Consider the following 13,678-nt stretch of genomic DNA (forward strand, 5'->3'; position numbering starts at 1 on the left):
ACTGGTCAGTTGCCTGCCGGCATCATCAAAGATGCGGGTTTCGCGGCCTGTAGATGTCTACTAGGCGCTGGTTGATATCCTTCGCTCCCGGCATGTTCGCGCTGCGGTAGACCGGCGGATCGCCGTCTCCTGACAGCTGTGAAGCAACTTCAGCAAAAATTGCATTTAGAAGTGTCGCGCCGATGGCAGTCGATGCCGGCCCCACCTTGAGGTCGGTGCCGGGCAAATCGACCAGCGCATCGCCGGGGGGAAGACCGTTATCAAAGACGATGTCTGCGATATCGGCGAGGCGCCTGCGACCGTTGGCGATGGCTGCCGAATAGGCGAGCGATGTGATGGCGATGACGGTGGCGCCGATTTCCCGGCCGTAGTCGGCGGCTTCCGTCGGCGCGGCATTGACGCCCGAATTGGAGGCGATGACCAGCACGTCGCCACGCTCCATCCGGTAGCGTTCCAGCACCGGTCGAACCAGCCCCGGGGTGCGCTCGTAGATCGAGCTTATGACGGCACCTTCATGCAGCATCGCCGAGCCGACCAGTACCGGAACGGTAATCGCCAGTCCGCCGGCGCGATAATGCACCTCTTCTGCCAGCATGTGAGAGTGGCCTGTCCCGAACAGATAAACGCGGTGGTCGCTGCGCGCCGCCTCGCAGATAACGGCAGCAGCCCTTGCCATCGGCTCGGCTAAAGACTGGCGCAGTGCACCGAGCCTTTCGATCACCTCCAGGAAATAGGCATCCGTGATCGCGGTCATACGGATGTCTCCGGGCCTGTCCCGACAGACTTCGCAGCACCGGCTATCCAGGTGGCGGTCGCCTCGATGTCATCGTTGATGTGCACGAGGTCGGCACGCGCACCCGGCGACAAGTGACCCCTGTCAGTCAGGCGCAGAAAACGGGCCGGGTAGGAAGTCGCCATGCGCAGCGCTTCGGCCAGCGGCAGTTCCAGCATGCCGACGCCGTAGCGCACGGTCGAGGCCATGTCGACGTCGGAGCCGGCCAGCGTGCCGTCGGCCAGTACCACCTTCGAGCAGAAGCCGCCCTTCTCGCGGTAGACCGTGCGGCCGTTCAGCTCGAAGCTGTCGGCATCGGAACCTACCAGCGACATGGCATCGGTGACGAAGAACAGCTTGCCCTCGCCGCGCTTGGCGCGCAGGGCGACGCGCAAGGCACGGGGATCGACATGGTGACCATCGGCAATCATGCCGCACCACGTACGGGGATGATCGAGCGCCGCACCGACCAGACCTGGGCTGCGATGGCCTAGCTGGCTCATGGCATTGTAGAGATGGGTGACGCCACGGGCGCCGGCATCGAAAAGGGCGTCCGCAACATCGGCCGCGCAATCGGAATGACCGAGGCTGACGATGACGCCGCCCTCGTTCAGCGCCTGCACCTGGCGGGGCGTCACCTGCTCGGCGGCGATGGTGACCAGCAGCGTGCCGATTGCCTCGCGGGCACGGATGAAGGTCGTAACATCGCTGTCCTCAACCGGCCGCATCAGTTCCGGCAGGTGGGCGCCCCTGCGCGCCGGCGACAGGTGGGGCCCTTCGAGGTGCAGGCCGACGACACCCCGGTCGGCTTTGACAGCCTCGATGGCGGCTTCGATCGCCCGGGTCGTGGCAGCGCCGATGTCTGTGATCAGCGTCGGCAGCAGGGAAGTCGTGCCATAACGGCGATGGCCTTCGGCAATGGTATACATCGAGGCCGGCGACGGATCTTCGTTCAGCAGCCGCCCGCCGCCGCCGTTCACCTGTGCGTCGATGAAGCCCGGTGCCAGCACGCCGCCGTCGAGTTCCACACGCACACTGCTCTCCGGCAGGCTATTTCGGGCGGTGATCGCCTGCACCCGGCCATCGCCGACAACAAGCGCGTTGTCGTCGTGAAAGCGGTCGCCGTCGAAGATGCGGGCGCCGGTAAAGACCGTGTAGTCCATCACATCGTCTCCGTCACCTTGAGAAGATTAGCCGGCTTGTCGGGATCGAAACCCTTGCGGCGCGTCACTCGCTCGATCATCCGATAGTAGCAGAGCAGGGAGACCAGCGGGTCGATGAGGCCGTTTCCGGTCGAGGGCATTGTCAGGTTGATACCCGGCAGCGGGGTGGTCGAGAAAGACACGGCGGTGGCGCCGAGTTTCTGAAGGCGCTCCAGAGCCTGGGCGTTGTTGGCAAACGCGGCGTCGTCCGGGGCGAAAGCAACGACCGGGAAGCCGGGCTGAACCAGCCGCATCGGGCCGTGCATCAATTCGGCGAGCGAGAAGGCCTCGGCGTGCAGGCCCGACGTCTCCTTGGCCTTCAGCGCCGCTTCCAGCGCGATGGCGAAGGCCGGACCACGACCGCCGGTGTAGAGCGAGCTGGCTCCGAACAGCACCTCCTCGGCGGCAGCACTATCGATGCCATCGGTGGCTGCCAATGCCTGGGGCAGGCGTGAAAGGCCATCCTGCAGTGCGCTGTTGCCGGAGACGGCAGCGGTAACGCCCGACAGGGCAGCGACGGCGGTGATGAAGGATTTCGTTGCGGCGACGCTTTTCTCAGGGCCCGCATGCAGGTCGAGGACGATATCGGCTTGCCGCGCCAGTGGGCTGTCGGTGACGTTGACGACGGCGATCGTTGTTGCTCCGCCCTTCTTGGCGGCGGCCTGCAGGGCGATGATATCGGGGCTGCCGCCGGACTGCGACACGGTGAAATGGATGCCACCCTTCAGATGCAGCGGCGCATTGTAGACCGAGGCGATCGACGGGCCGATCGAGGCGACGGGGACGCCGCAGGAGATCTCGAACAGATACTTGAAGAAGGTCGCAGCATGGTCCGACGAGCCGCGCGCCGCCGTGGTGACGACGGAGGGTCTAGCCACAGCAAACAGCTTGGCGATTTCGGCGAAGACCGGCTTTTCCTTCTCCAGCAAGGTCGCCACGGCATCGGGCGACTGGCCGGCCTCGGTCAGCATCAGGGATTGCGTCATAGGTCATCTCCAATTTTCAGCTCTGCGACGAAATCATAGGCGTCGCCGCGATAATGCGATCTGGTGTATTCGACGACCCGCTGGTCAGCCAGGCGCGAGATGCGCTCGATCAGCAGTGCCGGGGCTCCGGGCTTGACGTCAAGCGTGGCGGCCGAGGATGGGTCGAGGGTGACTGCGGTCAGCCGCTGCAGGGCATGAACCGGGCGGAACCCGTTGGCAGTCAGGGCATCGTAAAGGGAGCTCTCGCCGGCCGCGTCTTCGGCCAGGAACTGGGTCGGGACGACGGCGCGTTCGATGGCGAGCGGCAGTCCGTCGGCCAGCCGCAATCGGTCGAGCCGCAGCACCGGTTCGTCGACGCCGAGGCCGAGCAGGAAGGTCTCCTCGGGCGTCGGCATGGAAACGCTCCGGGACAGGATTTTTGCCGCCGGCGAGCGACCGCGCGAGCGCATATCGGCGGAGAAGGAGGAGAGGCGCCAGAGCGACTGTTCCATCCGCTCGACCTTCTGGGAGACGAAAGTACCGCTGCCGTGCCGCGACTCCAGAGTGCCTGCCGTCAGCAGGTCGCGATAGGCGGTGCGCACGGTGACACGGCCGAGCTGCAGTCCTTCGGCGAGATCGCGCTCGGCCGGCAATGCAGTGCCCGGTTTCAACAGTCCTTCTTGAATAAGCCCGGTCAGCGCTATCGCCAAACGCCTGTAAAGCGGCCCGCTCGCTGCCGCATCCCGCAAGCCGCGCCCATTCAGTTCGGAAATCAAACTGGTTCTATCCATGGGTTCGGATTAGAACCTATGTAGGACCACTTTGCAAGGTATCTCTTGGGCGCTGGTCGCTTGGCCTGCGACCAGCGAAGGCTGCGCGCTCAGTTCTTCGTGAAAATGTAGTCCGTTTCCTGGCGCAGGACTTCGCCGGGATGGAGCGAAGCGGAGGAAAAGCCCGGCTGGTTGATGGCGTCGGGCCAGATCTGCGTCTCCAGGCAGAAACCGGCGAACGGACCCATCATCTTGCCGTCAATGCCGGGGACGGGGACGTCGAGCTTGAAGCCGGCGTAGAGTTGGACGCCCGGTTCCGTCGTACGCACTTCGAGCGTTACGCCGGAATTGATGCTGCGGGCGAGAACAACGGCGCGCTTGGCCGTGCGCTCCAGCGATAAACAGAAATTGTGGTCGTATAGTACCTGTTCACCGTCGACGAAGCGCTTCATCGGGCCCATTTCTCTCAGGTCGAAGGGCGTGCCGGCGACGGGAGCGATCTCGCCGGTCGGGATCTGCCGCGCATCGGTCGGCAGGTAGTGGTCGGCTGCGATCATGATGTCGTGGTCGAGCGCATCGTCGCGGCCGTCGAGATTGAAGTAGGCGTGCTGGCAGACATTGGCAATGGTCGGCTGGTCTGTCGTGGTCTCGTAGATTACCGATAGCTCACCATTGCCGTGGACCCAGTAGGTAGCCTGGATCGTGCAGTTGCCGGGATAGCCGCTGCGGCCATCGGGATCTACGATCTTGAGGACGACGCGGTCGGCGGCATGCTCGACGATCGTCCAGTTGCGCAGGGCGATATTGTCGAAGCCGCCGTGCAGATGGGTTACGCCGTTCTCGTTCAGGTCCAGCTGGTACGTCTTGCCGTCGAGCGTGAACCTGCCGTCGGCGATTCGGTTGGCGCAGCGGCCGGGCGTTGCGCCGAAATAGGCGGAGTGCTTTTCGTAGCTTTCGAAGTTGTCGAAGCCAAGCGTCAGGGCCGGCGCGTGGTTTTCAAGCCGGAGGTCCTGGATCACCGCTCCCCAGCTGATGACATGGGCAGTCAGCCCGCCGCCTGTAATCTTGACGCGGTGTACCGTCTCGCCGGCCGCAGTCTTGCCGAAAACTTCGCGCTGCAAAGTGCTGTCCGTCATGTCCTCATCCCATTCGTCTCTAATGCGAGGCGCCGACCCTGCCTCCATTCGCCGCTATCCGCAACCCGCCTGCCGGCGGAATCAGACCTCCGTCCCGGGGACGTGACTATTTCTGCAAGCCGATGTCGGCCATGTCGTAAGGTGTCGTCTGGTATATCTCGTTGATCCAGTTGCCGACGAACAGATGAGCGTGGCTGCGCCAGCGGTTGGGCGGCGTCAGGGACGGATCGTTGTGCGGGAAATAGTCGTGCGGCATCTTGATCGGGATGCCGGCATCGACGTCGCGGAAATATTCGTCTGCCAGCGACGTCGAATCGTATTCGACGTGGTTGAACATGTAGAGCCGCCTTGCTGTCTTCTCGTGCACAAGGCAAATGCCCATTTCCGGCGATTCCATCAGGATTTCCAAGCCAGGGACGGTTTCGACATCCTTGCGGCGGACTTCGGTCCAGCGCGACACGGGCACGCCGAAGTCGTCGGAAAAGCCGTTGAGATAGACCGAGGACGGGTTCAGGTTCTGGTGCCGGTAGACACCGAACGCCTTTTCCTTCAGCAGGTGCTTCGGCACGCCGTGAAAATGGTAGATCGCCGCCATCGCACCCCAGCAGACGTTCAGCGTCGAATGAACGTTGGTGGTCGTCCAGTCGAGGATCTGGCGCATTTCGTCCCAGTAGGTGACTTCCTCGAAGTCGAGCAACTCGATCGGCGCACCGGTGATGATGAAGCCGTCGAACTTGCGATGCCTGATCTCCTCCCAGGTCTCGTAGAACGACAGGAGATGCTCCTCGGAAGTGTTCTTCGCCTTGTGCCCACCGATGCGGATCAGCGAGAACTCGACCTGCAGCGGCGAGGCGCCGACGAGGCGCGCCATCTGTATTTCGGTCTTGATCTTGTTGGGCATCAGGTTGAGCAGCCCGATCTGCAGCGGACGGATATCCTGACGGACGGCCATCGTCTCTGTCATCACCCGCACGCCCTCTTTGACGAGGGTATCGAAGGCGGGCAGTGTATCGGGGATCTTAATGGGCATGCGCGTTACTCGATCAACTAAACCGGCGGCGAAAAAACGAATCGCTACCGGTCCGCATGCGGCCCTGATTTAGCGACTTGTTTAACGTGGCTGCAAGCCGGCCGGCCAAATCACCACGCGATGTTAAATAGCGCTGGACAGGTTTCGAATCAACATCAATCGCCGGTTGGTAAATGCGCGGCGCGGCGTGGTGAACCTGCAGCGGCATTCGGGCGTATAAGGCTTTCATAAGGTTTGAAGCGCAAGCTGATGGCGAGGAGGGCGGTTCCAGGCCAGGGATCGCTGGCGCTACGCGCTTCGGGCTCGCATGGATGGACATGTGCGATGGCCATGACTATCTGAGGGATGAGGATCAGGATTTTTTGATGGCCGTTGATACTACAGAGAAGCCCAGCGTCCAGGGCGATGCGCGCGTCGGATACGACTTGAGTGTGCTGTACAGGTTGAGGATGATGCTTTCGGCGTTCTGGCATTCGCCCGTGCGCGTCAGGCTCATATCGCTCGTGGTATCGCTGTTCGTCATCATTCTCGTGACGGCTTATGTGCAGGTTCTCTTGAACGAGTGGAATGCGCCATTCTACGATTCGCTGGCACGACGCGACCTTAACGAATTCGTGAAACAGCTTGGTGTCTTCGGCATGATCGCCGGCTCGCTGCTGGTGCTCAACGTCATCCAGGCCTGGCTCAACCAGATGGCGGCGCTCTACATGCGCGAGGGCCTGGCGCGCGACCTGGTCGATCAGTGGCTGAAGGGCAAGCGCGCCCTGCGGCTGGCGTCGTCTGGTCTGATCGGCGTCAATCCGGACCAGCGTCTCCATGAGGATGCCCGCAACCTTGCAGAAAGCACCACGGGCCTTGCGATCGGCCTCGTCCAGTCGACGATCCTGCTGATCAGCTTCATCGGCGTGCTCTGGGAGCTGTCGAGCGGCTTCATATTCCATTTTCGCGGCAGCAGCTTTTCCATTCCGGGATACATGGTATGGGCGGCGATTATCTATGCCGCCTCGGCTTCTTTCCTCAGCCAGTTCGTCGGCGGCAAGCTGGTGCGGCTCAATGCCGACCGCTACTCCAAGGAGGCCGAACTGCGTTTCGCGCTGATGCACGCCAACGAGTACATGCCGTCGATCACCATTGCCGGCGGACAGGAAAACGAGCGCCGCCGCATCAACGGCGATATTTCCTCGGTGCTCGGCGTTATCCGTAAGCTGGCCATCGCCAACACCAATCTTACCTGGGTGTCGGCGAGCTACGGCTGGATGGTGCTGGTCATTCCAATCCTGGTGGCGGCGCCAGCCTACTTCTCGGGCGGCCTCAGCATCGGCCAGCTGATGATGGTGGTTGGCGCCTTCAACCAGGTGAACACGGCACTGCGCTGGTATGTCGCCAATTTCGGGCCGATCGCCGAGTGGCGCGCGACGCTGATGCGCGTTACCGATTTTCGCGAGGCGGTCGTCGAGATGGATATCGAGGATCACCTGCCCAACATGATCGACGTCGCCCGCGCTGCGCCTGGCATGATGGTGCTGAAGGATCTCGAGGTCTCGACCAAGATGTCCGACGAGATCGTCGAGAACGGTTTTCGGATCCGCGAGGGCACGGTGACGATCACCGCCGGCGAGCACATCATGATCAACGGCGATCACGGCGTGAACCGCAAGCTGTTGTTCCAGGCGCTAGCCGGCGAATGGCATTGCGGCAAGGGCGAGATCGACCTGCCGCCGCCGGAAGACATGCTGTTCATGCCGCACACCGCCTATGTCCCGAGCGGAACGCTGCGCGAGGCCATGACATTCCCCGAGGCACGCGATGCCTACCCGGATTCCGACCTCGAAATGGCGATTGAAAAAGCTGGTCTCGGCAGGCTGAAAGGCAAGCTCGATACGAACGCCCGCTGGGATCGTATGCTCGATACCGACGAACAGAAGGCCGTCGGCTTTGCCCATGCCCTGCTCGCCAAGCCGCGCTGGCTGATCCTCGACGAAACGCTCGAAGGCCTGGAGCCGGATATCCAGAAGCGCCTGGTTGCGCTTCTGGGCGAACTCAAGGATACGACGATGATCTATATCGGCCGTTCAGAGGCTTATCTTGAACTCATGTCGCCGCGGGTATTGCATCTGCAGGCCCTGGTTCCGCCGGACCCGACAGCGCCGCCTGCAAAGCCTGTCTCGGGTGCTGCTCGCGGACAAAACCCGGCACGGCGCCCCATTGTCCGCAAGGAGACGGTGCGGCCCGCCTGAACAACTTCGCCCGGATACGAAAAAGGCCCCGACGCGCAATCCACGCGTTCGGGGCCTTTTATCGAGATGGAGTGCCAGGTCCGGGATCAGTCCTTGGCGCGTTCGACGTAGGAATTGTCTTCGGTCATGATGACGACGCGGGTGCCGGCATTGACATGCGGCGGCACCATGGTGCGAACGCCATTCGACAGCATGGCTGGCTTGTAGGAGGACGACGCCGTCTGGCCCTTGACGACCGGCTCAGTCTCCATGATTTCAAGCGTCACAGTGCGTGGCATCTGGATGGCAAGCGCGATACCTTCATGCATCGACAGGATGCAGGTCATGCCTTCCTGCAGGTAGGCCTTGTCGTCGCCCATGGTTTCGGCATCGACGGTAACCTGGTCGTAGTTTTGCGGGTTCATGAAGTGGAACCCGTCGCTGTCTTCGTAAAGGTACTGATGGTTGACGTCCTCGACGAAGGCGCGCTCGACTTGTTCGGTCGTGCGCCAGCGCTCGGAAACCTTCGTGCCATCCGAAATCCGGCGCATATCGATCTGGGTGACCGGCGTGCCTTTGCCGGGGTGGAAATTGGCGGCCGTCAGCACGACGTAGAGCTTGCCGTCGACGTCGAGCACATTGCCCTTGCGGATCGAAGAGGCGATAACCTTGACCATAAGACTTCCTTGTAACGCAGCTTTTTGCATCGTAGAGGACGGACCGAGCCCGTTTCCCTGATGCAGCAATGTTTTCTTGGGGGCGCAACTAACCTAAAATGGTGGAAATAGCCACCCCGTCGCGGCTCATCCTATAAAAGAAAGCGCGGAATGAACGCCAGCCTGACAAAAGCATCTCCCTGGTGGACGCCCGGCGTCCATGCGGATCGACGGCCTTTTCTTATCGGCCGCAATGCGATCCAGGCGGCGCTGCGCAGTTTTTTTTCAGCCGGCGACTTCCTCGAGGTTGATACGGCAACCCTTCAGATATCGCCCGGCAACGAGGCACATCTGCATGCTTTCGCTACAGAAGCCCTGACGACCGACGGTCAGGCGGCACCCTTCTACCTGCACACGTCGCCGGAATTTGCCTGCAAGAAGCTGCTGGCCGCGGGCGAACAACGTATTGCATGCTTTGCCCATGTCTATCGCAACCGTGAGCGCGGGCCCTTGCACCATCCGGAGTTCACCATGCTCGAATGGTACAGGGTCGGCGAAGGCTACGAGCAGCTGATGGCTGACTGCGTCGATATAATGCGACTGGCGGCGAAAACCGCGGGGGCTGCGCGGCTGGCGTTCCGGGGTGCCGAGTGCGATCCCTTTGCCGAGCCGGAGCGGATCAGCGTTGCGGCGGCCTTCCTGCAGCATGCCGGCATCGACCTCTTGTCCTCGGTTGCCGCCGACGGACAGACGGACCGCGACTGCCTTGCTGCGGAAATGAACCGCCTCGGCATGCGTGTTGCCGGCGACGATGGCTGGGCGGATATGTTCAGCCGGGTGCTGGTGGAAAAGATCGAACCGCATCTCGGTTTTGGCCGACCGACGATCCTTGACGAATATCCGGTCTCCGAGGCCGCTCTTGCCAGGCCCTCGGCGCGGGATCCGCGTGTCGCCGAGCGCTTCGAACTCTATGCCTGCGGCGTCGAGCTTGCCAATGGCTTCGGCGAACTCACCAATGCCGTCGAACAGCGGCGGCGGTTCGAGATCGAGATGGCGGAAAAGGCGCGGGTCTACGGCGAAACCTATCCGCTCGACGAGGATTTTCTCGACGCGCTTGCCATCATGCCCGAGGCAAGCGGCATCGCCCTCGGTTTCGACCGGCTGGTGATGCTGGCTACCGGAGCATCCCGCATCGAGCAGGTGCTTTGGGCGCCCGTTGCGGAGTTCGGAAGATGAACGTCATTCGATCGATCAGGACAGTCGACGATCTCCAGCGGGCATCGCTTGTCGATGGGCAAAACGCGGCGTCGCTGGAAGCGGTCGCGGAACGTTATGCCATCGCGCTGACGCCTGCCATTGCCGCACTGATTGACCGCACCGATCCCGATGATCCGATCGCCCGGCAATTCGTGCCCGATATGGCAGAGCTGGTGGTGACGCCGGAAGAGCGTGCCGATCCCATCGGCGATGCGGCCCACAGCCCGGTCACAGGCATCGTCCATCGCTATCCCGACCGTGTGCTGCTAAAGGCGGTGCATGTCTGCCCCGTCTATTGCCGATTCTGCTTTCGCCGCGAGATGGTCGGTCCGCAGGGTATGGGTACGCTGGATGCCGGCGAACTCGATGCCGCTTTCGACTATATCCGCGCCCATCCGGAGATCTGGGAGGTGATCCTCACCGGCGGCGATCCGCTGGTTCTGTCGCCCCGGCGTCTCGAAGAACTGCTGGCCGGGCTTGCTGCCATCGATCACGTCAAGATCGTCCGCTTCCACACCCGCGTTCCAGTCGTCGATCCGCAGAAGATCGACGCAGCGCTTGTGGCCGCGCTGAAGGCGAGCGGCAAGACGGTCTATGTGGCGTTGCATGCCAACCACCCGCGCGAACTGACGGCGGACGCACGCGCCGCCTGTGCCCGTCTTGTCGATGCCGGCATCGTCATGGTCAGCCAGTCCGTACTTTTAAAAGGGGTCAACGACGATCCCCTGGTACTGGCGGCGCTGATGCGCGCCTTCGTGGAAACGCGGATCAAACCCTACTATCTGCACCATCCCGATCTCGCGCCCGGCACCAGCCATTTCCGGTTGACCATCGCCGAGGGCCAGCGCCTTGTGGCCGAGTTGCGCGGTCGCTTGTCCGGTCTCTGCCAGCCGGCCTATATCCTCGATATTCCCGGCGGCTACGGCAAAGCGGTCATCGGCGAGCGTGCCATCCGCGATGTCGGCGAGGGTTGCTATTCGGTTTCCGATTTCCGAGGCGAATGGCACGATTACCCGCCGCCATCCGGCAGCGGTAAGCCTGACTAGGCGCGATCCCGCGACGACTCACGAAAATTTATCTTCTTCACATTTTCCGGACGCATCCAGGAGCGTTGCTCTACCTACCCGGTCCAATCCGCGCTAAGAGAAGCAACCCCCGATATTATTAGCGTGTCGGCGGATTACATTCTGTCCGGATCATGAACAATGGCCGGCGAACGCTCATCTTTCCTTAACCAGAAGGCTTAGCGGTATGTTGGAATTTTGCGCCTAAAACAACCTCAGATAAGGCGGTACGACCGCTAAAAACACCTGGAGACGATTGGATGAACGAGACAATCCGTGGTTTGCTCACCAAGCTCGGGGGCCTTCCAGTGCCCGTCGACAGCATTGCCGACGACGCCGATCTCTATGCGGCAGGCCTTTCCTCCTTCGCATCCGTGCAGCTTATGCTCGGGCTCGAAGAGGCGTTCGACATGGAGTTTCCGGACAACCTGCTGAACCGTAAATCCTTTGCCAGCATCAGCGCCATCACCAGCACGGTGGATGCGATCCTCGGCTCCAGAAAGGTGGCCTGATGAGCGTGGCGGTGGCGATAGCGAAGGACAATCTCAATGCCCGCATCGCCCGCGTCGCGGCAATTGCTGCAGCACACGCCGATGCCGTCGACTGCGAATCGCGGTTTCCGCGCGAGGCCGTCACAGCCCTGAAGGCCGAACGCCTGCTGTCGATCCAGATCCCGACCGAACTCGGCGGGGAAAGCGCGACAATCACTGAAATCGCCGCGCTGTGCACCGTGCTCGGACAAGCCTGCGCGGCCACCGCGATGATTTTCGCCATGCACCAGATCAAGCTGTCGAGCCTGGTCGAGCACGGCGAAGGCAGCGACTGGCATCGCGATTTTATGCGCCGTATCGCCCGTGACCAGCTGCTGCTGGCGTCTGCCACGACCGAAGGCGGCATCGGCGGCAACATGCGCAACAGCATTTGCGCCATCCGCGTCGAGGGCGACAGCTGCTTCCTCGAGAAGGACACCACCGTCATTTCCTACGGCGCCTATGCCGACGCCATCCTCATTACATCGCGCGCTCACGCCGATGCGGCACCCTCCGACCAGGTGCTGACGGCCTTCCTGAAGGACCAGTACACGCTCGACAGAACCTCCGTTTGGGATACGCTCGGGATGCGCGGCACCTGCTCCGATGGCTTCCTATTCAAGGGAGAAGCGCCGGCCGTCCAGATCCTGCCGAAACCGTTTGCCGAGATTGCCGCGCAGTCCATGCTTGCCACCTCACACCTCTTGTGGAGCGCTCTCTGGTACGGGATCGCCGCCGATGCGGTGGCCCGTGCCCAGGCTTTCGTGCGCGCTGCGGCCCGGAAGTCACCCGGCACGCCTCCGCCCGGCGCGCTGCGTCTGGCAGAGGTCTCCGGCCAGCTACAGATGGTCAAGTCGAACGTCGTCGCTGCGCTGAAAGTCTACGAAGAGGCCAAGCTCGATGCCGACCGCCTGTCTTCCATGGCTTTCGCGGTGGCGATGAACAACGTCAAGATCGTCTCCTCAGAGGCGATCCTGCCGATCATCAACCACGCCATGCTGATCTGCGGCATCATGGGCTACAAGAACGGTACGCCCTACAGCCTCGGCCGCCACCTGCGCGACGCGCACTCGGCGCAGCTGATGATCTCGAACGACCGCATCCTTGCCAACACATCGACGATGCTGCTGGTCCACAAACAAGACACCAATTTGCTGGGGTAATCGCCATGGACATGCAGGTTTCTTTTCTCGATCGGCTCTTCGAATCAGGCCTCCTGATCGACACCGGTGTCGATGGCCTCTATGGCCGCAGCGGCCAGTTTGAAGACGTCATCGCTGCCTTCGAGCGGTTGATCGACAGGTTCGGCGGTGACGACGGTGCGGAGGCGATGCGCTTCCCGCCCGGCATGAACCGCGCGATCTTTGAAAAGAGCGGCTACATGAAGAGCTTTCCGCAGCTGGCCGGCACGGTCCACAGCTTCTGCGGCGGCGAGATGGACCATATGAACCTGCTAAAGTGCATGGAGGTTGGCGACGACTGGACCAAGGGTCAGGAAGCAACCGAGATCGTGCTGACGCCCGCCGCCTGCTATCCGCTCTATCCGACGGTGGCCCGGCGCGGCAACCTGCCGGCGAAGGGCGCGCTGTTCGACCTGCAGTCCTATTGCTTCCGCCATGAACCGTCACAGGATCCCGCCCGCCAGCAGCTTTTTCGCATGCGCGAATATGTCTGCATGGGCACCGAGCAGCATGTCACGGATTTCCGCCAGAGCTGGATGGATCGTGGCGTCGAGATGATGAAGTCGGTCGGTCTCGAGGTCGTCATCGATGTCGCCAATGACCCGTTCTTCGGCCGCGCAGGCAAAATGATGGTCAACAACCAGCGCGACCAGAACCTGAAGTTCGAATTGCTGATCCCGATCACCTCGACCGCCAATCCGACGGCCTGCATGAGCTTCAACTATCACCAGGATTCGTTCGGCACCAAATGGGGCCTCAACCTTGCCGACGGCAAGGTCGCGCATACGGCCTGCGTCGGCTTCGGGCTCGAGCGGATTGCGCTGGCGCTGTTCCACCATCACGGGCTCGACGTAAAAGCCTGGCCGGCGCCGGTGCGCGACGTCCTGTGGGGCTGATCG

Annotated in this window: 13 protein-coding genes and 1 riboswitch; of the genes, 6 read left to right on the plus strand and 7 right to left on the minus strand. The window is 62.2% G+C overall.

Annotated elements, in window-relative coordinates; translation table 11 throughout:
• Window positions 1–25: 25 nt before the first annotated feature.
• The 6 genes from EQW76_RS11980 to metA all read right to left on the minus strand — a co-directional run bounded on the left by EQW76_RS11980 (window position 26) and on the right by metA (window position 5,875).
• Window positions 26–754: an SIS domain-containing protein gene (locus tag EQW76_RS11980; RefSeq protein WP_142824618.1), complete on the minus strand. Its 729-nt coding sequence runs from the start codon at window positions 752–754 to the stop codon at window positions 26–28.
• On the minus strand, window positions 751–1,935 hold the full coding sequence (gene nagA, locus EQW76_RS11985) for an N-acetylglucosamine-6-phosphate deacetylase (protein ID WP_142824619.1): 1,185 nt from the start codon (window positions 1,933–1,935) through the stop codon (window positions 751–753). The genes EQW76_RS11980 and nagA overlap by 4 nt, the downstream gene beginning before the upstream one ends.
• Entirely contained in the window at window positions 1,935–2,960 is a 1,026-nt protein-coding gene (locus EQW76_RS11990) for an SIS domain-containing protein (RefSeq protein WP_142824620.1), read from the minus strand. Before EQW76_RS11990 ends, nagA begins: the two co-directional genes overlap by 1 nt.
• Window positions 2,957–3,730 carry a GntR family transcriptional regulator gene (locus tag EQW76_RS11995; protein WP_142824621.1) on the minus strand — a complete coding sequence of 258 codons (774 nt, stop codon included), beginning with the start codon at window positions 3,728–3,730 and terminating at the stop codon, window positions 2,957–2,959. Before EQW76_RS11995 ends, EQW76_RS11990 begins: the two co-directional genes overlap by 4 nt.
• 89 nt (window positions 3,731–3,819) lie before the next feature.
• On the minus strand, window positions 3,820–4,845 hold the full coding sequence (locus tag EQW76_RS12000; RefSeq protein ID WP_142824622.1) for an aldose epimerase family protein: 1,026 nt from the start codon (window positions 4,843–4,845) through the stop codon (window positions 3,820–3,822).
• 106 nt (window positions 4,846–4,951) lie between these two features.
• Complete coding sequence (gene metA / locus EQW76_RS12005; protein ID WP_142824623.1) at window positions 4,952–5,875, minus strand: homoserine O-succinyltransferase; 924 nt, start codon at window positions 5,873–5,875, stop codon at window positions 4,952–4,954.
• Between the two features lie 46 nt (window positions 5,876–5,921).
• Window positions 5,922–6,002: riboswitch (SAM riboswitch) on the minus strand.
• 238 nt (window positions 6,003–6,240) lie between these two features.
• Between metA and EQW76_RS12010 the strand changes: the two genes are divergently transcribed.
• The gene (locus EQW76_RS12010) at window positions 6,241–8,112 is read left to right on the plus strand and encodes an ABC transporter ATP-binding protein/permease (RefSeq protein ID WP_142824624.1); all 1,872 of its coding nucleotides are present in this window, start codon (window positions 6,241–6,243) and stop codon (window positions 8,110–8,112) included.
• A gap of 86 nt (window positions 8,113–8,198) precedes the next feature.
• Here EQW76_RS12010 and efp read toward each other — a convergent pair whose 3' ends face one another.
• Complete coding sequence (gene efp / locus EQW76_RS12015; RefSeq protein WP_142824625.1) at window positions 8,199–8,768, minus strand: elongation factor P; 570 nt, start codon at window positions 8,766–8,768, stop codon at window positions 8,199–8,201.
• A 150-nt stretch (window positions 8,769–8,918) separates the two neighbouring features.
• Here efp and epmA point away from each other — a divergent pair, with 150 nt between their 5' ends.
• The 5 genes from epmA (at window position 8,919) to EQW76_RS12040 (ending at window position 13,675) form a co-directional block, all read left to right on the plus strand.
• Window positions 8,919–9,983: an EF-P lysine aminoacylase EpmA gene (epmA, locus tag EQW76_RS12020; protein WP_142824626.1), complete on the plus strand. Its 1,065-nt coding sequence runs from the start codon at window positions 8,919–8,921 to the stop codon at window positions 9,981–9,983.
• Window positions 9,980–11,050, plus strand: a complete 1,071-nt coding sequence (locus EQW76_RS12025) for a lysine-2,3-aminomutase-like protein (protein ID WP_142824627.1) — start codon at window positions 9,980–9,982, stop codon at window positions 11,048–11,050. Before epmA ends, EQW76_RS12025 begins: the two co-directional genes overlap by 4 nt.
• Before the next feature lie 278 nt (window positions 11,051–11,328).
• The gene (locus EQW76_RS12030) at window positions 11,329–11,580 is read left to right on the plus strand and encodes an acyl carrier protein (protein WP_111219575.1); all 252 of its coding nucleotides are present in this window, start codon (window positions 11,329–11,331) and stop codon (window positions 11,578–11,580) included.
• Window positions 11,580–12,761, plus strand: a complete 1,182-nt coding sequence (locus tag EQW76_RS12035; protein ID WP_142824628.1) for an acyl-CoA dehydrogenase family protein — start codon at window positions 11,580–11,582, stop codon at window positions 12,759–12,761. The genes EQW76_RS12030 and EQW76_RS12035 overlap by 1 nt, the downstream gene beginning before the upstream one ends.
• Window positions 12,762–12,766: 5 nt before the next feature.
• Window positions 12,767–13,675 carry an amino acid--[acyl-carrier-protein] ligase gene (locus EQW76_RS12040; RefSeq protein ID WP_142824629.1) on the plus strand — a complete coding sequence of 303 codons (909 nt, stop codon included), beginning with the start codon at window positions 12,767–12,769 and terminating at the stop codon, window positions 13,673–13,675.
• Window positions 13,676–13,678 lie beyond the last annotated feature (3 nt).

Origin of the sequence: Rhizobium sp. rho-13.1 (assembly GCF_007000305.1) — a bacterium.
In the GTDB taxonomy this organism is placed as follows: Bacteria; Pseudomonadota; Alphaproteobacteria; order Rhizobiales; family Rhizobiaceae; genus Rhizobium; species Rhizobium rhododendri.

Coding starts and splice junctions, on each gene's coding strand:
- EQW76_RS11980 (WP_142824618.1), bottom strand. CDS start 754: ATGACCGCGATCACGGATGCCTATTTCCTGGAGGTGATCGAAAGGCTC.
- nagA (WP_142824619.1), bottom strand. CDS start 1,935: ATGGACTACACGGTCTTTACCGGCGCCCGCATCTTCGACGGCGACCGC.
- EQW76_RS11990 (WP_142824620.1), bottom strand. CDS start 2,960: ATGACGCAATCCCTGATGCTGACCGAGGCCGGCCAGTCGCCCGATGCC.
- EQW76_RS11995 (WP_142824621.1), bottom strand. CDS start 3,730: ATGGATAGAACCAGTTTGATTTCCGAACTGAATGGGCGCGGCTTGCGG.
- EQW76_RS12000 (WP_142824622.1), bottom strand. CDS start 4,845: ATGACGGACAGCACTTTGCAGCGCGAAGTTTTCGGCAAGACTGCGGCC.
- metA (WP_142824623.1), bottom strand. CDS start 5,875: ATGCCCATTAAGATCCCCGATACACTGCCCGCCTTCGATACCCTCGTC.
- EQW76_RS12010 (WP_142824624.1), top strand. CDS start 6,241: ATGGCCGTTGATACTACAGAGAAGCCCAGCGTCCAGGGCGATGCGCGC.
- efp (WP_142824625.1), bottom strand. CDS start 8,768: ATGGTCAAGGTTATCGCCTCTTCGATCCGCAAGGGCAATGTGCTCGAC.
- epmA (WP_142824626.1), top strand. CDS start 8,919: ATGAACGCCAGCCTGACAAAAGCATCTCCCTGGTGGACGCCCGGCGTC.
- EQW76_RS12025 (WP_142824627.1), top strand. CDS start 9,980: ATGAACGTCATTCGATCGATCAGGACAGTCGACGATCTCCAGCGGGCA.
- EQW76_RS12030 (WP_111219575.1), top strand. CDS start 11,329: ATGAACGAGACAATCCGTGGTTTGCTCACCAAGCTCGGGGGCCTTCCA.
- EQW76_RS12035 (WP_142824628.1), top strand. CDS start 11,580: ATGAGCGTGGCGGTGGCGATAGCGAAGGACAATCTCAATGCCCGCATC.
- EQW76_RS12040 (WP_142824629.1), top strand. CDS start 12,767: ATGGACATGCAGGTTTCTTTTCTCGATCGGCTCTTCGAATCAGGCCTC.